At 57.5% G+C, this 25,283-nt stretch carries 20 protein-coding genes; 7 read left to right on the top strand and 13 right to left on the bottom strand.

Translation table 11 applies throughout. The features are described from left to right. Positions 1–16: 16 nt before the first annotated feature. The gene (locus E0E17_RS20680) at positions 17–190 is read left to right on the top strand and encodes a YohO family small membrane protein (protein WP_500812373.1); all 174 of its coding nucleotides are present in this window, start codon (positions 17–19) and stop codon (positions 188–190) included. Here the strand turns inward: E0E17_RS20680 and E0E17_RS13200 are convergent. The 4 genes from E0E17_RS13200 to osmF are packed head-to-tail and all read right to left on the bottom strand — an operon-like array spanning position 123 to position 3,893. Continuing rightward, positions 123–902 (bottom strand): ABC transporter permease, encoded by a 780-nt coding sequence (locus E0E17_RS13200; protein WP_130834500.1) that lies wholly within the window; start codon positions 900–902, stop codon positions 123–125. The two genes, E0E17_RS20680 and E0E17_RS13200, sit on opposite strands and share 68 nt — an antisense overlap. Continuing rightward, entirely contained in the window at positions 890–1,837 is a 948-nt protein-coding gene (locus E0E17_RS13195) for an ABC transporter ATP-binding protein (protein WP_130834499.1), read from the bottom strand. Before E0E17_RS13195 ends, E0E17_RS13200 begins: the two co-directional genes overlap by 13 nt. Further along, complete coding sequence (locus E0E17_RS13190; RefSeq protein ID WP_130834498.1) at positions 1,834–2,991, bottom strand: ABC transporter permease; 1,158 nt, start codon at positions 2,989–2,991, stop codon at positions 1,834–1,836. Before E0E17_RS13190 ends, E0E17_RS13195 begins: the two co-directional genes overlap by 4 nt. 20 nt (positions 2,992–3,011) lie before the next feature. Continuing rightward, positions 3,012–3,893 (bottom strand): glycine betaine ABC transporter substrate-binding protein OsmF, encoded by an 882-nt coding sequence (gene osmF, locus E0E17_RS13185; protein ID WP_207302085.1) that lies wholly within the window; start codon positions 3,891–3,893, stop codon positions 3,012–3,014. 246 nt (positions 3,894–4,139) lie between these two features. Between osmF and E0E17_RS13180 the strand changes: the two genes are divergently transcribed. Next, on the top strand, positions 4,140–5,609 hold the full coding sequence (locus tag E0E17_RS13180) for an MFS transporter (RefSeq protein WP_130834496.1): 1,470 nt from the start codon (positions 4,140–4,142) through the stop codon (positions 5,607–5,609). Positions 5,610–5,645: 36 nt separating this feature from the next. Here E0E17_RS13180 and idi read toward each other — a convergent pair whose 3' ends face one another. The 5 genes from idi to bglX form a co-directional block, all read right to left on the bottom strand. Next, positions 5,646–6,179: an isopentenyl-diphosphate Delta-isomerase gene (idi, locus tag E0E17_RS13175; protein WP_130834495.1), complete on the bottom strand. Its 534-nt coding sequence runs from the start codon at positions 6,177–6,179 to the stop codon at positions 5,646–5,648. A 248-nt stretch (positions 6,180–6,427) separates the two neighbouring features. Continuing rightward, positions 6,428–8,323 (bottom strand): methyl-accepting chemotaxis protein, encoded by a 1,896-nt coding sequence (locus tag E0E17_RS13170; protein ID WP_130834494.1) that lies wholly within the window; start codon positions 8,321–8,323, stop codon positions 6,428–6,430. Between the two features lie 171 nt (positions 8,324–8,494). Continuing rightward, the gene (locus tag E0E17_RS13165; protein WP_130834493.1) at positions 8,495–9,604 is read right to left on the bottom strand and encodes a suppressor of fused domain protein; all 1,110 of its coding nucleotides are present in this window, start codon (positions 9,602–9,604) and stop codon (positions 8,495–8,497) included. Between the two features lie 186 nt (positions 9,605–9,790). Continuing rightward, a complete protein-coding gene (locus tag E0E17_RS13160; RefSeq protein ID WP_130834492.1) occupies positions 9,791–10,663 on the bottom strand; it encodes an oxygenase MpaB family protein in 873 nt (290 codons plus the stop codon). Positions 10,664–10,696: 33 nt separating this feature from the next. Beyond that, the gene (bglX, locus tag E0E17_RS13155) at positions 10,697–12,994 is read right to left on the bottom strand and encodes a beta-glucosidase BglX (RefSeq protein WP_130834491.1); all 2,298 of its coding nucleotides are present in this window, start codon (positions 12,992–12,994) and stop codon (positions 10,697–10,699) included. 162 nt (positions 12,995–13,156) lie between these two features. On the opposite strand from bglX, the gene dld reads away from it, so the two are divergent. Further along, on the top strand, positions 13,157–14,869 hold the full coding sequence (gene dld, locus E0E17_RS13150; protein ID WP_130834490.1) for a D-lactate dehydrogenase: 1,713 nt from the start codon (positions 13,157–13,159) through the stop codon (positions 14,867–14,869). 43 nt (positions 14,870–14,912) lie between these two features. Here the strand turns inward: dld and E0E17_RS13145 are convergent, their stop codons facing one another. After that, positions 14,913–17,348: a DUF3772 domain-containing protein gene (locus E0E17_RS13145; RefSeq protein ID WP_130834489.1), complete on the bottom strand. Its 2,436-nt coding sequence runs from the start codon at positions 17,346–17,348 to the stop codon at positions 14,913–14,915. Positions 17,349–17,677: 329 nt separating this feature from the next. Here E0E17_RS13145 and E0E17_RS13140 point away from each other — a divergent pair, with 329 nt between their 5' ends. Further along, positions 17,678–18,721, top strand: a complete 1,044-nt coding sequence (locus tag E0E17_RS13140; protein WP_130834488.1) for a ChuX/HutX family heme-like substrate-binding protein — start codon at positions 17,678–17,680, stop codon at positions 18,719–18,721. Between the two features lie 20 nt (positions 18,722–18,741). Here the strand turns inward: E0E17_RS13140 and pbpG are convergent, their stop codons facing one another. Further along, positions 18,742–19,689, bottom strand: a complete 948-nt coding sequence (gene pbpG, locus E0E17_RS13135; protein ID WP_130834487.1) for a D-alanyl-D-alanine endopeptidase — start codon at positions 19,687–19,689, stop codon at positions 18,742–18,744. Between the two features lie 174 nt (positions 19,690–19,863). Continuing rightward, a complete protein-coding gene (locus tag E0E17_RS13130; protein WP_130834486.1) occupies positions 19,864–20,451 on the bottom strand; it encodes a Yip1 family protein in 588 nt (195 codons plus the stop codon). 177 nt (positions 20,452–20,628) lie between these two features. Here E0E17_RS13130 and E0E17_RS13125 point away from each other — a divergent pair, with 177 nt between their 5' ends. After that, a complete protein-coding gene (locus tag E0E17_RS13125) occupies positions 20,629–21,204 on the top strand; it encodes a DedA family protein (protein ID WP_130834485.1) in 576 nt (191 codons plus the stop codon). A 31-nt stretch (positions 21,205–21,235) separates the two neighbouring features. Here the strand turns inward: E0E17_RS13125 and E0E17_RS13120 are convergent, their stop codons facing one another. Next, positions 21,236–22,018, bottom strand: coding sequence for an SDR family oxidoreductase (locus E0E17_RS13120; RefSeq protein ID WP_130834484.1), 783 nt, complete (start codon positions 22,016–22,018; stop codon positions 21,236–21,238). A 115-nt stretch (positions 22,019–22,133) separates the two neighbouring features. On the opposite strand from E0E17_RS13120, the gene E0E17_RS13115 reads away from it, so the two are divergent. Next, the gene (locus E0E17_RS13115) at positions 22,134–23,948 is read left to right on the top strand and encodes a glycoside hydrolase family 15 protein (protein ID WP_130834483.1); all 1,815 of its coding nucleotides are present in this window, start codon (positions 22,134–22,136) and stop codon (positions 23,946–23,948) included. Between the two features lie 191 nt (positions 23,949–24,139). Beyond that, on the top strand, positions 24,140–25,264 hold the full coding sequence (locus tag E0E17_RS13110) for a L,D-transpeptidase family protein (protein ID WP_130834482.1): 1,125 nt from the start codon (positions 24,140–24,142) through the stop codon (positions 25,262–25,264). Positions 25,265–25,283 lie beyond the last annotated feature (19 nt).

Genomic DNA, 25,283 nt, shown 5'->3' with positions numbered 1-25,283 from the left:
CAGAGAAAAGGCACGCATGGCCCTTGGTGCGGCGCGTCGTCCACGTTATTATTGCCCTTCTTTGACACGCATCAGGTTTCTTATGAACTGGCAAAAAATCGCAGTTACCCTTCTTTTTCTCACTATGACTGTCGGCGGCGTGGGTGGCCTGATGCTGGTGGGTTACACGGTTGTGCTGCATGCACGCTGAGCCGACGCTGCAGGCGTTCAAACAGGCGATCGCTGACGACCGCCAGCAGCGCCACCAGTAACGCCCCCTGAATCACATAAGCCGTATTAAAACCGCTCAGGCCAATAATCACAGGTGAGCCGAGGCTTTTTGCGCCCACCGTTGAGGCAATCGCCGCCGTGCCAATATTGATTATCACCGAGGTGCGCACCCCGGCGAGAATGACCGGTGCCGCCAGCGCCAGTTCCACCTGCCATAAGCGCTGCCAGGGGCTCATGCCTACCCCTTGTGCAATTTCGCGGCTGCTGGCGGGGACGCTATCCAGTCCCGCCAGGGTCCCCTGCAGAATCGGCAACAGGCCGTAAAGCAGCAGCGCTATCACCGCTGGCCAGGCGCCAAATCCCATCACCGGCACGGCTATCGCCAGCACCGCAACCGGCGGAAATGTCTGGCCGGCAGCGACGATCGTCTCGACCAGCGGCCGAAAGGCACGCCCCTGGCGGCGCGTGACCAGCACGCCGCTGCCGACGCCAGTCACCAGCGCCAGCGCACTGGCTGTCAGCACCAGCGTAATGTGCGCCAGCGCCAGCTGAAAGAAACTTTCCTGCTGATAAAGAGGCCGCTCCAGCTCGGGGAACCAGGCGGCAAACAGCGGACCGCTATAGGGCATCGCCCAGAGCAGAGCGACAAATAACAGCAGCAGCCAAAGCAGAGGATCTTTTAACCCGCGCATCCGCTCACCTCACGCTGACGCAGCAGATCGTTAAAATGCAGCACGCCGATCGGCTGCTGGCGCTCATCCACCACCGGCAGCTTATCGGTCTGGCGGGCGATAAACTGCGACAGCGCCTCGCGCAGCGTCAGGCTGGCGGCAATCGCCTCGCCCTCCAGCCACTCGCCGCGTCGCGCGCTGGTGCCTGCCAGACCTAACGAGAGCAGGCGCACCCCAAACTCGCTGCGGCCAAAGAAGTCACGCACAAACGGGGTTTTCGGCTGAGTGAGCAGCTCCACCGGCCTGCCTTGCTGCACAATTTTCCCCTCATCCATCAGCACCAGCCGATCCGCCAGCGTCAGCGCCTCGTCAATATCGTGGGTCACCAGCACGATGGTGCGACCGGAGAGGCGATGTATACGCAACATCTCCTGCTGCAATACGCCGCGCGTAACCGGGTCCAGAGCGCCAAAAGGTTCATCCATCAGCAGCACCTCAGGATCGGCGGCCAGCGCTCGCGCGACGCCGACACGTTGCTGCTGGCCGCCTGACAGCTGATACGGATAACGTGTGGCCAGCGCAGGATCGAGATTCAGCAGCCCCAGCAGCTCGTCGATCCGTGCCGCGATACGTGCCCGCGGCCATTTCAGCAGCTGCGGAACCGTGGCGATATTTCTGGCCACCGTCCAGTGCGGGAACAGGCCAATGGACTGAATGGCGTACCCCATACGGCGGCGCAAACTGCGTGCGTCCAGCTGGCGGATCTCCTCACCGGCAAAGCGAATCTGTCCGGTATCATGTTCAACCAGACGGTTAATCATTTTCAGCGTGGTCGATTTACCCGATCCGGAGGTGCCAATCAGCACAGCAAATTCGCCCGCCGCAATGTCCAGCGTCAAATCGCTGACCGCAGGCATACCGGCAAACGACTTACTTACCCGTTCAAACTGAATCATCGGTTTGTTACCTCCAGCAGGGAAATCACCAGCCGGAACAGCGCATCCAGAACAACGGCCAGCGCAATCACCGGAATCACGCCGAGCAGTACCAGATCGAGCGCGCTGCTCAGCAGGCCCTGAAAAATAATCGCCCCAAAACCCCCGGCACCAATCAGGGCGGCGATCACCGTCATGCCCAGGGTTTGCACCACCACCACGCGTAAACCGGCCAGCCAGCCCGGGAGCGCCAGCGGCCCTTCAGCATGCCAGAACTGCTGCAGCGGCCCCATCCCCATCCCGCGCGCCGTTTCCCTCCCCCCGGCGGGCACCTGCTGCAGACCCGCCACGACACTGCGCACCAGTGGCAACAGTGCATAAAGTACCAGCGCAATCAGCGCCGGCGCCGCGCCAATGCCGCCGATGCCCCAGTCGCCCAGCGCGGGAAAGCGCTGCACCAGTCCGGCCAGCGGCGCAATCAGCAAACCAAACAGCGCTACCGAGGGCACCGTCTGAATCACATTCAGCACGCCAAAGGTTGCTGACTGCCAGCCGGGCCGCCGGCAGAGCCAGATACCCAGCGGCATGCCGATAAGCAGCGCGGTCAGCAGCGTGCCTACCAGCAAAGCCAGATGGCGGGCAAACGCCTGGTCAAAAACCTGCTGGCGACTGGCATACTCTTTCAGTAATGACAGCTGATCCAGTTGCCCGCTGAGCAGCATCAGCAGCGGCAGCAGCCAGACCTGAGCGTTAAGCAGCAGTCGCCAGAGTGGATGAGGGGTGAGATGACGAATCGCCTCAGCCGCCAGCAGCAGACATAGCGCGGCGGAGAGCCACAGGCCGCTGCCAAAAGCGGTACGGGCCAGACGGCTGCCCTCTGCCGCCAGCGCGGCGGCATGGTGACCGCTGAGGAAAACCATGCCCGCCAGCAGCAGTTCGGCCAGCAGCAACAACAGCAGAAAGGTCGCAGGTCGTGGCGGACGCCATACCAGCAACCAGAGCAGCGCCAGCGGCAGCAGCAGTCCGGGGCCGTGCGTCAGTTGCCACAGCATGATCGGCTCGCCCGCCACCAGGCGGTTAGCCGCGTAAGTGAGAAACGGCAGACCGCCCAGCGTCAGGCTCAACAGCGCCAGCAGCAGCAGCGGAACCGGATGGTAAAAACGTATGTGCTTCATCTTTCCCTGGGCAGTTTCCGCTACAGCAATTTCTTCTGCTGCAGATAGTGCGCCGCGACACTGCTGGCATCCTGCCCTTCTACCGCAATTTGCGCATTCAGCTGTTGCAGCGTTCTGGCATCAAGCGACGCGAACACCGGCTGTAGCCATTTTTCAAGATCGGGATACTGTTTCAGCACTGCGGCGCGCACCACCGGTGTGGGAGCGTAGATCGGCTGCACGCCTGCCGGATCGCTGAGCGTTTGCAATCCCAACGCCGCCACCGGACCGTCGGTGCCATAGGCCATGGCGGCATTCACGCCGGAGGTTTGCTGCGCCGCCGCTTTCAGGGTGACGGCAGTATCCCCGCCCGCCAGCGACAGCAGCTGATCCTGGTTGAGTTTGAAGTTATAGGCTTTTTCAAACGCGGGCAGCGCATCACTGCGTTCAATAAATTCCGCCGAGGCCGCCAGCTTAAAGCTGCCACCGTTGCGCAGATATGCGCCGAGATCGGCAAGCGAGTTGAGGTTATTTTTTTGCGCTACGTCGCTGCGCACCGCAATGGTCCAGGTGTTGTTGGCTGGCGCGGGGGTCAGCCATACCAGCTGATTTTTTTCCGCATCCAGCGTCTTCACCTTCTGGTAACCCGCCTCGGCATTTTTCCATGCGCTATCTTGCTCATCATTAAAGAAAAACGCACCGTTACCGGTATATTCCGGATAGATATCCAGCTCGCCTGCCAGAATAGCGCCGCGCACCACCTGCGTATTACCGAGCTGAATTTTATTCACGGTTTTCACGCCGTGCTTTTCCAGCACCTGCAGAATAAGATTGCCCAGCAGAGAGCCTTCGGTATCAATTTTCGATCCTACCCGCACCGGATCGGCCGCCTGGGCCCCGCCAGCAAGCACCAGCAACGCCATCCCCAGTAAACCATAACGCCAGTAAAACCCAGCCATAATTAAGTCCTTGTTTGCTGTTCAACTTTTATCTGTTTAAAAGCGTAGCTCAATGCGCTCCGCTTGCGGCAACGATCGTACATTTCGTGAGCAACACCGCGTCACGCGCTCAGAGCCTGTGGTTCTGAGTTATAACAAAATGGAATTTATGAGAATGACGCAGCGGATTATTCTCATTTGCACAGATAATCCTACAATAAAGACAACATCATGTCCGACTTAACTTCCTCCGCGCATGTCGCGCAAACAGGAAACCTACCCACCGGGAAAACGCAGTGGATCCGTAGCGCTGCCGATGTCTCTGCGCTGGTTAATGACAGCACTCAGTCGCGCAGCAACGCGCGTATCGTCGTGGCGATTGCGCTGGGCGGTGTTTTTCTTGACGCCTATGACCTGGGCGCTCTGGCGTTCGGCATTAAAGATGTGGCGCGGGAATTCAACCTGACGCCTGCCGGCACAGGTATGGTGGCTTCCGCCATTACCTTCGGCGCCATTGTCGGCGCCCTGATCGGCGGCTACCTTACCGACAAAATTGGCCGCTACCGCGTTTTTATGGCGGATATGTTTTTCTTTGTTTTCGCGGCCCTCGCCTGCGCCTTCGCGCCGAATGAATATGTGCTGGCGGGCGCCCGTTTTGTGATGGGACTGGGGGTAGGTATCGACTTGCCGGTAGCCATGGCGTTTCTGGCTGAGTTTTCAAAGCTGCGCGGCAAAGGCAACAAGGCGGCCAGCGTGGCGATGTGGTGTCCCACCTGGTATGCCGCCATCAGCGTCTCCTATCTGCTGGTGCTGCTGCTCTATGCGGTGCTGCCGGAGAGCCACACTGACTGGCTGTGGCGCGTGATCCTTGGTTTTGGTGCCGTGCCAGCGATAGCGATTATTGCCATCCGCAGCCGCTATATGAGCGAATCACCGATCTGGGCCGCAAATCAGGGCAATCTGAAAGGGGCCGCAGCGATCCTGCGCAGCTCCTATAACATCAATGCCGAAGTGGCACCGGATGCGGACCTCAGCAAGTTAAAACCCGCGCGACGCGCCAGCTGGCGTAACTACGGCGCGCTGCTGCAGGGCATCTATCTGCGGCGTACGCTGCTGGCGACCATTACCTCTGTCGCCTCCTCCTTTGCCTATAACGCCGTGGCCTTTGGCCTGCCGGTGATTATCTCCAGCTTTCTGGCTCAGTCGATGTTGACCACTATCCTGGTGTCGCTGGCGCTCAACCTGCTGTTCGCCTTTGTCGGCGGCCTGCTGGCGGTGCGTCTGGTGCCTGCGCTGGGAGCCTGGAAGATGTCGGTGGCGGGCTACGCCTGTCAGTGCATCGCCCTGCTCGGTCTGGCGCTGATTGGTCGTCCCGACGGCGGGCAGGAAGCGGCGCTGGCGATTGCGATGCTGGCGCTGTTCCTGTTTGGCCAGGGCTTTGGCCCCGGTTCGCACACCATGACCTTCGCGTCGCTCAGCTACCCTACCTCGCTGCGCGGCGTGGGCGTGGGCTTTAACCAGACACTGATGCGTGGCAGCTCCACCGTCTCGCTGTTCGCGTTTCCGGTGCTGGCCGCCACGCTCGATACACAGGTCTTTTGGGTAATCTTCCTTGCGCCGCTGGCGGGGCTGCTGGCGCTGCTGGCGATTCGCTGGGAGCCGTCAGGTTACGATGTGGATGCCGAGGATTTTTCCCGCTGATGGCGAAGCCGCGTCAGGGACGACGCGACACCGGCCTCAGGCGGGCAGGCTAAATGCCTCAAGATAATCAGGAATACGCGGAAAGGTGTGCAGAAACCAGGGGGTAAAACGCCCGGGATCGCGCGCTATTTCATCACGCAGCGCACTGACCGGACGATAACACCAGGCATCCGCTTCTTCCGGATTCAGCACCGGGTGCGCATCGCTGACAGCAAAAAAGACATGACCAAATTCATGCTCGGTCAGCCCGTTACTGAGCGGCAGGTTGTAGCTCAGACTAAATACCGGCGTCAGGCGCAGATCCATCCCCATCTCTTCCGACAGACGTCGCTCCGCGGCCGCCTGCGTCGTCTCATGGGGATAGGGATGACCGCAGCAGGTATTGCTCCACAAGCCGCCGCAGTGGTATTTATCGCTGGCACGGCGCTGCAGCAACAACTCATGGCGCGAATTAAACACATAAACCGTCACGGCGCGATGCAGTAATCCTTTTTCATGCACTTCCAGCTTTTCCATTTTACCGGTGGGACGATCAAGATGGTCGACGAGGATAACTTCAATTGCGGGCATGACAACTCCTTCAGAAAAATCCTAACCATTTTACACCATCACTTCTTTTCGGGCGGCAAAAAGGCGAGCAGAAAGATGGCATTCCGTGCGGTTGAGTCGCCCCGGCACGACAGACAGTAAATGGCTGAAAATTGCAGTTTCTGTAGCAGAATCTCTGGTAAGCGTAGCAGTGAACAGGGAAAGTGGGTAAAGCGCGGAAAAAAAAGCACAGCGCGACCCGAAGGTCGCGCTGCGGTTATCCCGGATCCTCAGAGTTTAAAGCGCTGCACCACCTGTTCCAGCTGGATGCTCTGCTCCTCCATCGCCCGGGCGGCACCAGAAACCTGCTCTACCAGCGCCGCATTCTGTTGCGTGGTGCCATCGAGCTGATTGATCGCTACGTTAACCTGTTCGATCCCCATACTCTGCTCGCGGCTGGCTGACATGATTTCGCCCATCAGCGTGGTCACGCTGTTGACGCCCTGCATCAGTTCATCCATGGTCTGACCCGCCTGCTCAACCAGCTGGCTGCCGGCATCGATATTTGCGACCGAGGTCTCAATCAGCGTCTTGATTTCGCGCGCGGAATTGGCGGAACGCTGCGCCAGGTTGCGCACCTCTGAAGCCACCACGGCAAAACCGCGTCCCTGCTCGCCAGCACGCGCCGCTTCTACCGCCGCGTTCAGGGCAAGGATATTGGTCTGGAAGGCGATACTGTCGATCACGCTGATAATATCCACCACCTTGCGCGACGACTGATGGATCTCCCCCATGGTACTCACCACCTGACGCACCACTTCCGAACCGCGCGCCGCCACCTGCGATGCGCCGCCCGCCAGCTGATTGGCGTCAGTGGCGTTGTCGGCATTCTGGCGTACCGTACCGGTCAGTTGCTCCATAGAGGCGGCGGTTTCCACAATCGAGCTGGCCTGCTCTTCGGTGCGCGCAGAGAGATTGGCGTTGCCTCTGGCGATTTCGCGCGACGCGACGGTAATCGCCAGCGCGCTGTCGCCTACCTGTCGCATTAAGCCTTGCAGGTAGCCAATAAACTGGTTAAAGCTCTGCGCCACCGCATTGAATTCCGGACTGTTACTGGCGGGTAAACGCTGCGTCAGATCGGCGCCACCCTTCGACAGCGCCTGGATGTTGCTGTTGAGATGGTCGAGACGTTTCATCATGGTACGCACAAAGCCCAGCAGTACCAGCAACAGCAGCAGCGCCAGTGGCACCTGCACCAACCCAAGGCGGGTTAACATGCTGTTGGTCTGCTGCTCCAGCAGGCTGGTGGGCACATCGCTGGCCAGATACCAGGGGCTGCCGGGAATGGGCTGCAGGAACAGGGTATGATCCCCCTCTGTACCGCTGTAGTGGCTCTGCTTCGGTTCCGTACCCGCCTCAGCCAGCAGCGCTTTCAGCGGTGCCGCCATCGCCAGGCTCAGCTCGCTGAGATTCTCCAGCTTCGGCGTCCCCTCTGACAGCGCGCCATTGCCGACAACTTTGCCATCCGCTTCCACAATCAGCACACGTCCCTGAATCGCGTCGCCCATCTGCTTTGCCAGCTGGTTAAAGAAGCCCAGGGTCACATCGATGGTCGCCACACCCCAGGCGTTCCCGTTACGGTAAATGGCCATCGCGCAGTTGGTGCGTGGCTGCGGGCTGGCCGCATCCTGATACGCTTTTGCCCAGGCGCACTCGCCTTTCGGCGCGGCAAGGCCCTCTTTGTACCAGGGCTGCTGCCAGTAGTTATCCGCAGCGGCTGAATTCCAGTAGCTGTTCGCCTGCAGCTGGTTGCTGCTGTCACGGGCGAAAAAGCTGCTGTCCTTCTCTTTTTGCGCGTCACGACGATGGGGCAACGGCCAGATCCCGCCGCCAAACACGTTGACATCCTGATACTGATTGACCAGCGCGGGCAGCAGCTGATCGATAGTCGCACTCTCCATCACCGCCGCTGCTTCGGTAATCGCGCGCTGTTGCGCCTGGACGCGGTTCATCTGTTCAATGATCCGCATCGCCAGGCTGTCTACTTCGTAACGTACCAGACGGCTCTCGTTATGGCTCAACTGCGGAGCGACGAGCTGATTAATCATCACCACGGTGACGAGCATCAGCAGAAGAAAAAATGCAACTAACGTTGCGGTAAAGCGTGACTGGGTAGTTTTTAACATAGATGAGCCCTTAACCTGGCGTGCGCGATTGCCTCACTTCGGTTAACGGCGTTGCAGAGGAGGAACTTGATATCAGCGGCAGGGTAAAAACAAAATAATTACGTTTCGCAACTGTAAAGTTTTCTGACCGCCGGCGTGCACGCCCTGTGCCACCGGCGGCAAAAACAGCTGTCAGGCTTCCGCGTCAACCACCTGCTGACGCGGACGAAAGATATGATTATTACCGTCCGCCAGCAGCAGGCTGAGCAGCTGCTGACCACCGTTGTCGCTGCGCTGTGCGAACTGACGTTCCGCTTCAGTGACCGGTGTGGCCCAGAGCAGAGTGACACGATCGCCGTCACGTTTCGGCAGCCTGAAGCGAGCGCTCTCCGCGGCCAGCCCGTTGGCCAGCAGAAAACCTTCAAACCCGACCGGCGCCACTTCTGAAGCAAGGATATGACCTTCGCCTACCCAGGTCAGACGGGACCAGGGAATATGGGCGAACTCCGCCAACGCGCTGGCCATCTGAACCGCATTGGCTTCGGTCATCACATTGCCATCCACCGCCAGCGCCAGTTCGACGCGGCGATATTGTGGTGCCAGCTCCTGATAGAGAAAATCCACCTGCGGCATCGGACGAATACTCATGCCCAGCGTCAGAAAATACCAGACGCCGTGATACCAGTGCTGCGAGATCGCCATCGGCGGCCAGTTGCCCTGGTCGATGGCGTAATATTTTATCGACTCGCCAAACTGCGTCTGATAGGTCTGCAGCAGTTCATGCTGGACCAGTTCCCACAGATGACCGTCGTGCCAGTCACGCCAGAAATGACGATGCTGTTCGGCCAGGGCGTAATAGAGATTGGTCGACGCGGAGCCCAGCGGCGCGGTCAGGCGGTTTTTGCGGATACAGCCCGCGGAGAAGCTAACCTGTTTATCCTGATAAAGACTCCAGCCCGGAATCACTGCCAGCAGCTGGCCGTTATACCAGAGAGCGGCGCCCTCATCGCCAGGTTCCCAGATAACCTGTAAACCAGCGGGATCGAGCGGGGGTTCCGCTTCCAGGGTGCGGCAATATTCCGCGCTCAGCAGCGGCGCAATGCCCTGCTCCATTGCGGCGCGATCTTCCTGCGCTGGGGCAGGCAGTAAATTGCGTAACCAACAACCGCGCACCGCATACCGGCTGCGAAACAGATCGTTCGGCCAGATATAAAAATAGGCGGTACGTTCATCCTGCTCGACGATGGCCGTGAGGGTACGTTGCTGATTGGTGGCTTCGGCGATCAGATGTTGATGTGACATAGTACCTCGACAAACGCGTAGAGGAATCCTTTTTCCCCGAGAATAGAGCAGAATCGGCACTCGTGCCATGTGAAGCAAGGGTAAAATTCCCAAAGTGTGGGCGGGGAACCGTCGGGTAGGGATCAGGCAGATCAGGCGCGGCGGAAAGCGCTGAGCAAGGCCGCGCCGGGTTTCATGAAAAGGGAGTTAGTGCAGGCGTCCTACCCGTTTCATCGCCCGATGATAAGCGCCGCGCTGAATGGACCAGCGCAGGGCGGCGGCAATCAGCTGAATTTGCCGATCCACCGCCATCCGTTCCAGGGCGCTGAAGCGGTAGCCGCTCTGCTGTTGCGCCCAGTCCGGCAGCAGCATCATGCCCGCTTTCAGCATCACTTTCATTACCGGTTTCGCCTGCCAGCTGGGTGCCGGGGCATGCATCAACAGACGCGTTACCTCGCGCGTGCGATTGTCGACTTTCAGCTCGCCACGTATCTGACGAAAATAGTCCGCCACTGCCGCACCGCTTTTCGGCACGTTTTGCGCGCCCAGCGCTTCGGCAATCAGCGCCGCTTCCGTGTAGTAACGATCCTGTTCGGCGACGCTGAGCCGGGGATTTTTATAGCGCAGATGCGCGGCGAGAAAGCGGCTGGTCTCGGCCACATGCACCCAGGTCAGCAGGTGCGGATCGCTGGCGGCGTAGGGCTGACCATAAGCGTCCACACCGGTAACCTGCAAATGGATGCGTTTGACACGCTCAATCAATGTCTGCGCATCGGCACGGTTACCAAAAGTGGTGACGGCAATAAACTGGCTGGTGCGCCGCAAACGTCCCAGCATATCCTGGCGAAAGTTAGAGTGATCCCAGACCCCCGCCAGAGCCGAGGGATGCAGCATCTGCAATAACAGCGCACTGATGCCGCCGCACATCATCGAGGTAAAGTCGCCGTGTACACGCCAGATCACGCTGTCCGGGCCAAACAGCCCCGGATCGCCCACGGGTTGGGAGATATCAAATTCGTTCAGCGACAGGCCATTCAGACGAAAGACCTGCTGCTCAATGCGTTGACGAAGAATATTCATAATAGAGGGCCGCTGACGCGGCCCGTTATCCACTCAAAGATAATCGAATTGTGCATCCTGCGTGCGTACTGAATCCAGCCCGATCATGATATTAAATTTCCCGGGCTCCGCCACGTGCTGCATCTTCTGATTCCAGAATTTCAGCGCGTCCTCATCGATCTTAAAGGTAACGGTCTGTGACTCTCCCGCTTTCAGCATAATACGCTTGAAGCCACGCAGCTCACGCACCGGGCGGCTGATGCTGGCAACCGGATCGTTCAGGTACATCTGCACCACCGTTGCCCCGTCACGCGCGCCATTGTTGGTCACCGTAACGCTCGCCTCCAGAGTGCCGTGACGCGCCATGGTTCTGGCTGACAGCTTGACCGGCGACACCTTAAAGGTGGTGTAGCTCAGACCGTAACCAAAGGGATAGAGCGGGCCGTTGGCGGTATCATAGTAGTGCGAGGTATATTTGTTCGGCTTCGTCGGGTTATAAGGCCGTCCGGTAGGCAGATGGTTGTAGTAGAGCGGGATCTGTCCCACGTTACGCGGGAAGGTCACCGGCAGCTTGCCGGACGGGTTATAGTCGCCAAACAGCACATCGGCAATCGCATTGCCGCCTTCGGTGCCGCTGAACCAGGTTTCCAGCAGCGCATCAGCCATCTGATCTTCCTGTACCAGCGTCAGCGGACGGCCATTCATCAGAACGATCACCAGCGGTTTGCCGGTGGCTTTCAGCGCCTGCAGCAGTTTTTTCTGGCTGGCCGGAATGTTCAGCTCGCTGCGGCTGGATGCCTCATGCGCCATGCCCTGCGCCTCGCCTACTGCAGCCACCACAACATCCGCCTGGCGCGCTTTCTCTACCGCTTCATCAATCAGCTGTTGCGGCGTACGCGTATCGACGCTGACCGCTTTCTCATACAGATTCAGAAAGTTCTGAATACCGGGATGATCAGAGATGTTCGCCCCTTTGGCATACAGCAGCGTGGCTTTGCCCGCAGTGGCGTTGCGCATCCCCTGCAACAGCGTGACGGATTGCTTCGCTACCCCTGCCGCCGACCAGCTGCCCATGATGTCACGCTGGCTGTCTGCCAGTGGCCCCACCAGCGCGATGGTGCCGCTTTTCTGCAGCGGCAGCGTTTCCAGCCGGTTTTTCAGCAGTACGATGCTTTTACGCGCCACGTCGCGCGCTTCGGCACGATGCAGACGACTTTCCGCGTTATTATCCTGCGGATCGCTCTCTTTCGGTCCCAGATGGCTGTAGGGATCGTTAAACAGTCCCATATCATATTTTACGTTCAGCACGTGACGGGCGGCATCGTCAATCTCCGCCATGCTCACCGCGCCGCTTTTCACCAGCCCAGGCAGGTACTGGCTGTAATATTCGTCGCTCATGCTCATATCGACGCCCGACTTCAGCGCAATACGCACGGCATCTTGCGGATCGCTCGCCACGCCATGCTTCAGCAGCTCTTTTATAGCACCGTGATCGCTGATGGTGATGCCTTTGAATTTCCACTCGTCGCGCAGCAGATCTTTCAGCAGCCAGCTGTCTGCGGTCGCCGGTACGCCGTTGATAGCGTTGAGCGCTACCATCACCCCGCCGCTGCCTGCATCAAGCGAGGCTTTATAGGGCGGCAGATAGTCCTGAAACATACGCTGCGGGCTCATGTCCGCCGTGTTGTAATCGCGTCCGCCTTCAACCGCGCCGTACAGCGCGAAATGCTTCACGCTGGTCATCAGGGAGTAACGATCGGCGGGACTGTTGCCCTGCATCGCTTTTACCATCGCGCTGCCCATCTGCCCGGTGAGGAAGGTATCCTCGCCGAAACCTTCAGAGCCACGGCCCCAGCGCGGTTCACGGCTGACGTCCACCATCGGCGCCCAGGTCATATTCAGGCCATCATCCGCCGCTTCACAGGCGGAAATGCGCCCGACGGTGCTGACGGCATCAAGATCCCAGCTGGCGGCGAGCCCCAGCGGAATGGGGAAAATAGTCCGCTGACCATGCACCACGTCATAGGCGAAAAAGAGCGGAATTTTCAGGCGGCTGAGCTGCATCACCTGATCCTGCATGGCACGAATATCGGAACGCGTGACGGTATTAAAAATCGCTCCGACCTGCCCTTTCTGAATCATGTCGCGAATCGCTGATTTCGGGTTGTCCGGCCCGACGCTGATCAGGCGCAGCTGACCTATTTTTTCATCCAGCGTCATTTTGGTCAGCAAATCGCTGACAAAGGCGTCGCGCGCCTGTTCATTTATCGGATGAGGGCCAAAAAGATCGTCGGCGAGGGCGGGCTGAATGACCAGGGAAGCGGCCAGGCTAACAGAGTAAATCCATTTCATCAGTTTGGGTTCTCTTAAGTGACTGCGCTGTAACAGATTATGGTTGTAGCAGGACAGGCGTCAGTGTGCCACAAGATGAGAATAGCAGGTAGTTTTGCGCCACCGCCATTTTCCTGTCTCGTGATACAGTAGGGAGGCAACCAAAAGACAAGGGAAAGGCATATGACCGATTCGTCCTCTCGCGCTGACCTGCTGGCGGAACTACGCCGCCTCGTTGGCTCCTCTCATTTGCTGACGGAACCCGCGCAAACCGCGCGCTACCGTAAAGGCTTTCGCTCTGGCGAAGGCGATGCGCTGGCCGTGGTGTTTCCCGGCTCGCTGCTGGAACTGTGGCGTGTGCTACAGGCGCTGGTCTCCGCCGATACCATTATCCTGATGCAGGCCGCCAATACCGGTCTGACGGAAGGCTCTACCCCGCACGGTAATGACTATGATCGCGATATAGTGATTATCAGTACGCTGCGCCTCGATAAACTGCAGCTGATTGATGATGGCAAACAGGTGCTGGCGTTTCCTGGCAGTACCCTCTATCAGCTGGAGCGCGAACTTAAGCCGCTGGGCCGTGAGCCGCATTCGGTGATCGGTTCCTCCTGTATTGGCGCATCCGTGCTGGGCGGCATCTGTAATAACTCCGGCGGTTCGCTGATCAAACGCGGCCCTGCCTACAGTGAAATGGCGCTGTTTGCTCAGATTGATGAACAGGGCAAACTGAAGCTGGTGAACCATCTCGGCATCCAGCTTGGCAGTACGCCGGAAGAGATCCTCGGGCGTCTTGATGACGACCGCTGGCAACAGAGCGATGTGCAGTATGACCAGCGCCACGCCTCCGACCACGATTACGCCACCCGGGTGCGCGATATCGAGGCGGATACCCCGGCGCGCTTCAATGCCGATGCGCGTCGTCTGTTTGAAGCGTCCGGCTGTGCCGGCAAGCTGGCGGTGTTTGCCGTGCGTCTCGATACCTTTCCGGCCGAGCCGCAGCAACAGGTGTTCTATATCGGCACCAACGATCCCAACGTCCTGAGCGATATTCGTCGCCATATTCTCGCCCACTTCGCCAGCTTGCCGGTGGCAGGCGAGTATATGCATCGCGATATCTTCGACGTGGCGGAAGTGTATGGCAAAGATACCTTTCTGATGATCGACAAGCTGGGCACCGATAAAATGCCGCGCTTTTTCACCCTGAAAGGCCGCGCCGATGCCTGGCTGGAAAAAGTGCCCTTTATCAAACCGCACTTCAGCGATCGCATGCTGCAGCGTCTGAGCCAGTTTTTCCCGGCTCACCTGCCGAAACGCATGAAGCAGTATCGGGATAAATATGAACACCATCTGCTGTTAAAAATGTCAGGTGACGGGGTCGGTGAAGCGCGTCACTACCTGAAAGAGTATTTCCGCGAAGGCGGCGGCGACTTTTTTGAGTGTACGGCGAAAGAAGGGGCGCACGCCTTCCTGCATCGCTTTGCCGCAGCAGGCGCAGCGGTACGTTATCATGCAGTACACGCTGATGAGGTGGAGGATATTCTGGCGCTGGATATCGCTTTACGGCGCAACGATCGCGACTGGTTTGAAACTCTGCCGTCGGAATTCGATAACGACCTGATCCATCGCCTCTATTATGGTCACTTCTTCTGTCACGTTTTCCACCAGGATTACATCGTGAAGAAAGGAGTGGATGTTCATGCGCTGAAGGAGAAGATGCTGGCGATCCTCAATACTCGCGGCGCCGAATATCCGGCTGAGCATAATGTGGGGCATCTCTACCCGGCCAAACCACAGCTGCAGGCGTTTTACCATCAGCTCGATCCCACCAACAGCTTTAACCCGGGCATCGGGAAAACCAGCAAACAGAAAGGCTGGGGCGTAAAAGCGGGCTAACCCCGGACGAAAAAAAGGCCGAATATTGTCGGCCTTTAATACGTTATGCTTGCGGTTCGCTGCTGCGACTGGCGTCCTGCTGGCGTCGTTCAATAATCATCGTCTGCGGCGTGGAGAGCACAATGCCCTCCTGACGCAGACGCGTCAGGATATTGAACAGCAGATCGCTTTTCACGCTGCCCACCAGACGCTGGCTGGGCACGTTGCCGGTCACGCTCAGTACAATGCCCTGCGGCGTAAGATCTTTAAAGGTCACCGAGGGCGCAGGCTGCTCCAGAATGCGCTCATTTTCGTTGTAGACCTGCAGCAAAATATCACGTACCCGTTCCGGATCGATATTCAGCGGGAAGGTCAGCAGAATGGTAGCCACCCCCTGCGCGTTACCCATGGTCGCGTTACGTACGTTCTGAGAAATCAGCTGCGAGTTGGGCACGATGACCGTGGATTTGTCGCCCAGCTGGATTTCCGTGGCGCGCACGTTAATGCGGCGAATATCCCCTTCTATGCCGCTGATGCTCACCAGGTCGCCCACTTTCACCGGACGTTCGGTCAGCAGAATCAGACCGGAGATAAAGTTCTTCACAATCTCCTGCAGGCCGAAACCGATGCCCACCGACAGGGCGCTGACAATCCAGGCCAGCTTATTCCACTGCAGGCCGATAATTGACAGCGTCAGCAGGATAATCAGCACGTAACCGATGTTACTGAACAGCGTCACCAGCGACACGCGCATGCCGACATCCATAGTGGTTTTCGGCAGAAACTCCTTGTCCAGCCAGCGACGCACCGAGCGCAGCACGTAGATACCGGCAATCAGCGTCACCAGCGCGCTGACCAGATGTGCCGGCACGATATTCAGGGTTTCGAGACCTTTGCCTCCCCAGAACTCAATCGCCTTTTGCACCAGTTCAATGGGCGATGCCGACGCGAAAGTGCCGTTCAACAGCGCAATGGACAAAAACAGGATCAGCAGCGTTTTGCCGATGGCCGTCAGCAGCGTGGCGGCCTGCTGCAGATGACGCGCATCAATATTCAGCGAACTCTGGATGCGCTTGCCGGTGCTGTTACTGGTGGAAAAGAAGCTTTCGCACAGGTCAGCCACCAGATGGCTGAGGAAATAGTATGAGCCAAACAGAATGCCGCACCAGATCACTTCATAACTGAGGAAGCGGGCCAGTGCCACATAACCAATCATAAGAGAAATCAGAATAGCGATGGCGGTCAGCGTCAGCGCCATCTGAATCAGCCCTACCAGCGTCGAGCGTGCCTCAGGCGGGTTACCCTGCTGCGTCATGCGTCGCCGTACGCGGTTGGTGCGCATACTGATGGCCAGCGCGGTGCTGCCAATCAGCAGCGCCGTCAGGCCGTTAGCAAAAATCGTGGTATTCAGGCTGGTGCCCACGGTGGTGTTAAAGGCTTCCAGCGTCTGGAAAATAAATACCAGCGCGGCGGTAATTGGCGGGAAGGGTTTTAACGCCTGCGCCACTGGATCAGCGATCACCGGCAGACGCCAGCTGGGGCGCTGCGTGGAAAGAAACGCGCGTCCCAGTCCGGCAATCAGCCCGCAAAATACGCTGAGATCCACCAGACGGTCGACAAAATCCTGCACATCGCCGGAGACGGCCTCGCGGCGGGTCAAGGCGAGCGCCACGAAGTTAAACGCCAGCACCACTGCCGCCAGGGTGGTAAGTGCGATGGCCGCTGCCAGAAAGCTGCGACGCAAGCGCCCTTCCGGTAGTTTGCGAATGCTGACCCAGGCAAGAAACTCTTCGCTGTAGTAGCGTCCCAGCGTCATCACCAACAGCGCGGCGACCATCCAGCCTACCGTACCGATACGCCAGCCCGCCTCCCAGGCGAGTTGCGCGGTCGCCAGCAGCTCATCGCGGAAACTGCCGATTTTTTCCCGGTCATTATCCTGCACGCTGTAGAGCGGCGCCCAGAAGCGTGGGCCAAAAATGGTGCCGGTATTCAGCGCCAGTTGGTTTTTCAGCTGATCGCGCCGCAGGTTAACGATCTGCGAAGAGAGCACCAGCGCATTATTTTTGATGGCATCCGCCTGCGTGATTTGGTCGTCCAGCTTATTTTTCTGGCTTTCCAGCGTATGACGTTTGCGCGTCACCTCCGGCGTCTCTTTGACCCCGCTTTCCGCCGTCGGTGCCGGGCCCAGCACCGCCAGCTGCGCATCGAGCTGCTGACGCTGCGGAATCAGCGCCTGCCCGAGGGTGTCGGCACTGGCAGAGAGTTCCTGCGCCAGGTTGTTCAGCTGGTTCAGCTGGTTTTCATTGTTTTCCCCCGATACCTGACCTTTGATTTTATCGAGGATTTTCTGCATTTTTGGCAGTTCTGCCGAAGCATTTACCTGCGGAACGCTGGCTTCATCCGCTGTCGCGGGCGCCGGCTCATCGGCAGCCCGGCTCAGCGCGGGTAACAGTACGATCAGCAGCATAAAAAGCGTGAAAAAAGTTTTAATCTTATTCATTCATGAATATTTCCAGTGCAACAGGTCACGTAAACCCCGTCCTTAACAGACTCGCGGCTAATTTACCATGAAAGTTTAACGATTAATAACCTTATTATTTTTAATATTACAATATGAATGAATATAAATATTACATCTATTTAATTATCACCTGGCACAATGACGCCTCCACCCAATAAAAGCGGCAAATTATCCATTTACTAAACAAAGCGCTGAATAAAAATTAATTCCCCGCAAATTTGATTTCCATCAAAAAAAGCGCCGCCCCCCTGATCAATGATAATTATCCTTTGCCATTCCGTATTACTCTCTAATTTTAAGGTGAAATTATGCATGCCGATTTATATTCTTATTTACAACGTCGCAGCGCTGGCGTCTACAGTTATGATATCGCCTGTGAACTGGGCGTCTCTGAAGGCGAATTAGTGAAATCCCGCCTGACGCATGATGCCTTTCTGCTGCGCATTAAAGATATTAAAACTTTTATTGGTGAACTGGAAACGCTGGGGGAAGTCACTGCCGTCACCCGCAATCCTTATGCCATCAGCGTGCTGACCGGCGCGTACAACAATCAGTATCTTAACGGCTATAAGCGCATGGATATCAGCGCCCAGGCTGGTTTAATTTTAAATCCCGGCGCGCTGGATTTAAGAATATTTTTTCGTCACTGGGCCCATGTTTTTTATATTCAGGATAAAGATCGCGGTGACGCTTTCCAGATTTTCAACAGGGAGGGAAATGCGTTACATAAAATATACACCACGCCAGCTACTCACCTTGATCAACTAAGATCCATCGCCGAAAAATATCGTTCACATGATAATGATATTGAATTCTCCACTCCCCCGTCCTTATGTCCGCCGAAGACCAGTCAGTATAATGCGGCGATTGATCAGGCGTGGCGGAATATGCAGGATGTGCATGACTTTTATCTGTTAATGCATCAATACCAACTGGATCGTCTGGCCCTGTTAAAAAGCGTGAAGAGTGATCTAGCCCATCAGGTCGCCACCGACACCGTGCAGCGCATCTTTGAAAACAGTCAGACCCTGAAAAGCGAGATCGTGATATTTATCGCCAACCAGGGGTGCATACAGATATTTACCGGCGTGCCAGATAAGATCGTGGCGAAAAACAACTGGTTAAACATTCTTAATGCGCGCTTCAGGCTGCATGTGGTGCAGAACAGCATTCATTCATGCTGGCGGGTTAAAAAGCCCTGCGACGCGGGTTATGTCCATTCTGTCGAAGCCTATGCTGCTGATGGCAGCCTGATTTTGCAAATTTATGGTCAGCGTGATGAACATCAGCCGGAAAGCGCCCTGTGGCAAGAGATTCTTAGCCGATCGGTTGACGATAACGGCTGCCCGTAACGCCAGGCAGCCGCCGGTAATTACTCGACCTGTGCCTGACCGGATCCGTTACTGGCAGTTTGCCCCGCCTTCTGTTTTTTATAGGCCAGCGCGGCTGGCGGGACGGGGGCGGCTTTACCGGTTTCCAGCCAGTCGCGCAGCCGTTTCGCATCGGCAAAGTGGGTATATTTGCCGAAGGCATCCAGCACCACCAGCGCCACCGGGCGGTTATTCATCAGGGTACGCATCACCAGACAGTGCCCCGCTTCATCGGTATAACCGGTTTTGGTCAGCTGAATGCGCCAGCCAGCGTTATACACCAGATGGTTGGTGTTGCGGAATGGCAGCGCGTAAGCGGGATGACTGAACTGCGCCGTCTGCTCTTTTTGCGTACTGAGCTCACCCAGCAGTGGATACTGGCGCGTCGCTTTTAACAGTTTGATCAGATCCTCTGCCGTGGAGACATTACGCGTCGATAAGCCGGTGGGCTCGACATAACGCGTATGGGTCATGCCGAGCGCGCGTGCTTTCGCATTCATGGCATGAATAAACGCGTTATAGCCGCCGGGATAGTGGTGCGCCAGGCTTGCCGCCGCACGGTTTTCCGATGACATCAGCGCCAGCAGCAGCATATTGCGTCGGCTGATGGTGCTGTTCAGCCTGACGCGGGAATAGACGCCGCGCATTTCCGCCGTCTGGCTGATATCTACAGCGAGCTGTTCGTCCAGCGGCAACTTCGCATCCAGCACCACCATGGCCGTCATCAGCTTGGTGATCGAAGCGATGGGGCGCACGCGATTGGGATGGCTGGAAAAGAGCACTTTATTCGTCGTGAGATCGACAATCATCGCACTGCCGGAGGCGATCTGCGGCTGCGCAAGCGGCACCATGGCAGAGAGCGCAGGCGCGGCCAGTGCCGGTGTAGAGAGCGCCGCGCCGTTAAAGAGGAGCGCCAGCGAAAGCAGGGAATAGCGAATGTTTACAGGCATCGGAAACGTGTACCGGTTAAAATTTGGCGCTGTGTCAGACACAGGCTGCCCGCATTCAGACGATGCGCGGGCTGGCCGCAGCATCATACGCGGTTCACGAAAATATGTCCTGAGGGAGAGTGTTGCGGTACGTTAAAAGGCTGTATCCTCTGCCAGAACACAGCCTTCAGCGGATTAAAACAGCCGTGGCCCGTAGCCCCAGATCACTACCGTCAGCGCCAGCAGCACTTCCAGTACCAGTACCCCAATCGCCAGGGTTGAACCGGAAATACGCAGACTCTCATCCTGTTCGATATTGAGGAACACCGGAATACCGATGTAGAGCAGGTAGCCGGTGTAGATCAGCGCCAGGGCGCCAACCAGCACACAGAGCCAGACCAGCGGATAGAGCGCCACCAGGCCGCTCAGGAACAGGGGCGTCGCCACATAACCCGCAAACACGGTACAGCGCTGAACCGAAGGGCGTTGCGGATAATCGCGCGCCATCCAGTGGATAACGCGTCCCATCACGGCAACGCCACCCAACATCAGCAAATAAAACACAATGCCCAGAATAACGCCGGTACTCAGACTAAGCTGAATCAGGCGTCCTGCGCCCAGGTTCCAGCCCAGCTGCGTGGTGCCAATAAAAGCGCAGATGACCGGAATCGCTGCCATCAATAACACATGATGCGTGTAATGGTGGGAAACGCTCTCGTTTTCCTGCTTGATATGACGCATTTCATGATTCGGATGCGCCAGAAGTCCCCAGACATGATTCATAAAATCACTCCTCTGATACCACTGGCTGCCCGACTCAGGCGTCAGGCAACGTCACTTCAAGTATAAGCGGCGCTGGTCAGTACGTGAGCAAATAATCAGCAAAAAAACGCGCCGCGCGCGCTTCTGCCGATGCGGTATAGACTTGTGTAGAGGCTGGCTGTCACAGGAAGAACGCTTTTGCATATCGATATCAATGCATTAATCGCGCAATATGGCTATCTGGCGCTGCTGTTTGGCTGCATTCTGGAGGGCGAAACCTTTACGCTGCTGGGAGGCATTGCAGCGCATGAGGGGCTGCTTCCCTGGGGCGGGGTGGTCATCGCCGCCATGGCAGGCGGCGCGCTCGGCGATCAGCTGCTGTACTGGCTGGGACGACGCTACGGCACGCGCATTCTGCGCCGCTTTAAAAAGCAGCAGGATCATCTGGTCAAAGCCAACCACCTGATTCAGCGCCATCCCAGTCTGTTTGTGATCGGGGTGCGCTTTATGTATGGCTTTCGCCTGATCGGCCCGATTATTATCGGCGCCAGTCATCTGAAACCGCTGAAGTTTTTCCTGCTGAATCTGATCGGGGCCGCCATCTGGGCGCTGCTGTTTGTTACCCTGGGCTATTTTGCCGGTGAAATGATTGCCCCGCTGCTGCACAAAATCGACCAGCACATCAAGCATCTGCTCTGGCTGGCCGCGGCGGTGCTGTTCGCCTTTCTGCTGCGCTTCGTTATCCAGCGCTGGAATAACAAACGGGCGGGCTGAAAAGCGTGCCAGGACGCCCTTTTTTGCTCAGCTACGGCTGGTCATACCCCTTGAACTGCGGGTTTGCCAGCATAAAACCGCCGTCAATAATAAACGACTGTCCGGTGGTATAGGTTGCCCATTCGGAACAGAGCCAGGCCACCATACTGGCGATCTCCCGGGTATCCCCCGGTCGGCCAGCCGGAATCTCCGGAATTTTAATTTTATGCGCATCCTCATTGCTCATATTATTCATCGGCGTGGCGATGGCCCCCGGCGCTACCGCATTCACCAGAATGTTATGTGGCAGCAGGCTGAGCGCCATCGACTTGGTGAGGCCGCCCAGCGCATGTTTGGCGGCGGTATAGGCCACCGAACCGGGCAACGGCGTATGTTCATGCACTGAGGTGATATTAATAATGCGTCCGCCGCTGCCCTGTTCGACCATCTTACGCGCCGCGATCTGACCGCAGATAAACGCACCATCCACATCCACACTGAAGACCTTACGCCAGTCATCAAAGGTCACGTCGAGAAATTCGGCTTCGGCGTTGGTGCCTGCGTTATTGACCAGCACGTCAATACGCCCCAGCCGTTCGATTAAGCTTTGCAGCGCTTTTCCTCCTTCCTGCGGGTCGGAGAGATCCAGCTGGATAGTTTCGGCGCGACGCCCCAGACGACGTACCTCTTCGGCCGTGGATTCTGCACCTTCTGAATCGGAACGCCAGGTAACGCCGATATCGAATCCCTGCTCCGCCAGCATCAGCGCACAGGTTTTACCAATGCCTGAATCAGACGCCGTGATCACTGCTACTTTCTGCTGTTGCCCGGTCATAGCTACCTCCTGTGATGAGTGTCAGAAGAGTATAGTTGTTATCCGTTCGTGCTCAGCTGCGCGCTCGCCAGCCGCTTTGTCTATAGTTAAGAGACATTCTTGCCGGGGGAAACCTATGAGCCAGGTGAAACGCAGAATTGAAGATCACGGCGTTATCGGTGATCTGCGCACCTGCGCGCTGGTCGCCAGTGACGGCACTATCGACTATTTTTGCTGGCCCAACCTCGACAGTCCCTCGGTATTTTCCGCCCTGCTGGACAGCGATGAGGCGGGCCTGTTTTCACTGGCGCCGCAATGGAAAGATGTGCGTCATCAGCAACTCTATCTTCCGGACACTAATATCCTGCAAACCCGCTGGCTGGGCGCAGAGGGCGTCGCGGAAATCACCGACTATATGCCGTTGTGCGATGCCGCCGATAAACAGCCACGCATTATCCGTCGGGTAAAAATGGTGCGCGGCAGCGCCTGTTTTGATCTGCGTTGTGCGCCGCGCCACGACTATGGCCGCGCGCCAACCCACGCCGTGGCCAACCATGGCTGTATCGAGTTTCACGCCGAAGGCCAGCCATCGCTGCGCCTGGCGTCCACCGTGGTAATGACGCTGGAGGAGAATGCCGCCACTGCCAGCTTTATGCTGCAGACGGGTGAACATGCGGAATTTATTTTCGGCAGCGTGGATGATGGCCATCTCGATCATATTTCCACCGGGCGCTGCTTTGAGCATACCCTGAGCTACTGGCGCAGCTGGACCAGCAAAAGTAACTATCGTGGCCGCTGGCAGGAGATGGTGAGCCGTTCCGCCCTGACGTTAAAGCTTCTCACCTCATGGCAACATGGATCCATTGCCGCCGCCGCCACTTTTGGTCTGCCGGAAGAGCCGGGCGGCGTGCGCAACTGGGACTATCGCGCCTCCTGGATCCGCGATGCCTCGTTCAGCATGTATGCGCTGATGCGCCTGGGTTACACCGCTGAGGCAAAAAATTTTACCCAGTGGGTCAGCCGCTGCGTGGAGAACAGCCATCATCAGGAGGCGCGCCTGCAGGTGATGTACCGACTCGACAGCAGCACGGAAATGCATGAGAGCGAGCTGCTGCATCTCTCCGGCTATGCCGATTCCACCCCGGTACGCATTGGTAACGACGCCTGGCAGCAGAACCAGCTGGATATTTATGGCGAACTGATGGATGCCATCTACCTTGCCAACAAATATGGCGAAGCGATTTCCCAGCGCGGCTGGCGCTACGTGGTGAATATGGTGGATTACGTCTGCGATAACTGGAATCAGCCGGACGCCGGTATCTGGGAGATGCGCGGCGAGCCTCAGCATTTTCTGCATTCACGCCTGATGTGCTGGGTCGCGATTGACCGGGCGCTGCGCCTCGCGCTGAAGCGCTCCCTGCCGATGCCCTATGCCCGCTGGGATCAGGCACGCAGCGAGATCCGGGAAGATATCTGGAATAATTTCTGGAACGCGGAGCGCGGCCATTTTACCGCTACACGTCATGGCGAGTATCTGGATGCCTCAATGCTGCTGATGCCGCTGGTGCGTTTTGTCAGCGCGACCGATCCCGACTGGCTCGCCACGCTGGATGCCATCAAAACCCATTTGGTCAGCGATGGCCTGGTACGACGCTATAATATCCACGAGACGCCCGCTGACGGCCTGCAGGGCTCGGAGGGGGCTTTTGTCGCCTGCTCGTTCTGGTACGTGGAGTGTCTGGCGCGCGCCGGGCGCATCCATGAGGCGCACTTCGAATTTGAAAAGCTGCTGAGCTATGCCAATCCGCTCGGCCTGTATGCGGAAGAGTTCGATCAGCGCGGCTGCGCGCTGGGTAACACGCCGCAGGCGCTCTCCCATCTCGCCCTGATCAGTGCCGCATTTTTTCTCAATCGTAAGCTGAGCGGTGAGGTAACCTTATGGCAACCCTGATCAATTTGCCTGAAATTGCAAAGAGAATGGTCTGGTTAACCACGGAGATTCGCTCAATGATTGAGCTGGCGCTAAAATCTTGATTCCCATCAACAGTTCAATGCACATATAATGTGCAGCAGGTCACGCTGACCAGCATGGGTTCGATAATCTAACAAGCCTGATTAAAGGCATTAACTACCTGTAAAAACATGAAAAAAAGCATTCGCGCGTTCGCTTCACTGGCCCTGGCACTGGCGGCTTTCAGCCATTCAGCCTTTGCTGTGGTCTACCCCCTGCCGCCGGCTAACAGCCGTCTGGTAGGCGAAAATATTGAAATTACTATACCTCAGGAGAGCAAACTCCCGCTGGAAGCCTTTGCCGCGCAGTATCAGATGGGGCTCAGCAACATGCTGGAAGCCAATCCGGGCATTGACGTTTATCTGCCGCAGCCTGGCAGCAAAATGATTGTGCCGCATCAGCTGATTCTGCCCGATGCCCCGCGTGAAGGCATTGTTATCAACAGCGCAGAAATGCGCCTCTACTACTACCCGAAAGGCACCAAAACGGTTGTTGTACTGCCCATTGGTATCGGTGAACTGGGTAAAGATACCCCGGTGAACTGGACTACCAGCGTCCAGCGCAAAAAAGCGGGCCCGACCTGGACCCCGACCAAAGCGATGCACGCGGAATATGCCGCACGCGGTGAGAGCCTGCCTGCAGTATTCCCGGCTGGCCCGGATAACCCGATGGGTCTGTATGCGCTCTATATTGGCCGTCTGTACGCTATTCATGGTACGAACGCTAATTTTGGTATCGGCCTGCGCGTCAGCCACGGCTGTGTGCGTCTGCGTGCCGATGACATTAAGTGGCTGTATGAGAATGTGCCGGTCGGTACCCGCGTCCAGTTTATCGATCAACCGGTGAAGGCGACGGTAGAGCCGGACGGTTCGCGCTATGTAGAAGTGCATAACCCGCTCTCTACCACCGAAGAGCAGTTTACTTCTCGTGAGCCGGTGCCGATTACGCTGACCTCTGCTGTCAGCAAGGTCGTGGCCGATGTCAGCGTTGACCAGAACCGCTTCAACCAGGCGCTGCAGGCGCGTAACGGTATGCCGGTGAAGGTGAACGGCATGGCGGATAATGAGCAGCCGGTACCGGAGACGCCAGCGGCGCAGCCGCAAGAAGCTCCGATGACGCCGGTTACGCCTCAGGGCGCCAGCGTGACAGAAGCGCAGCCCGCTACCGAAGGTGATGTCGTGCCGGTTGTGCCGCAGGATGTCACTTCAGCCGGTGAACCGCAGCCTGCGGTTGCGGCAGAAAATCCGCAATCCTGACAGTTGCAGACGATATAAA

The sequence above is a fragment of the [Erwinia] mediterraneensis genome (genome assembly GCF_900604315.1).
GTDB lineage: Bacteria > Pseudomonadota > Gammaproteobacteria > Enterobacterales > Enterobacteriaceae > Pantoea > Pantoea mediterraneensis_A.
Note: the sequence above shows the minus strand (reverse complement) of the source record. Positions and strands in the feature narration are given on the sequence as shown.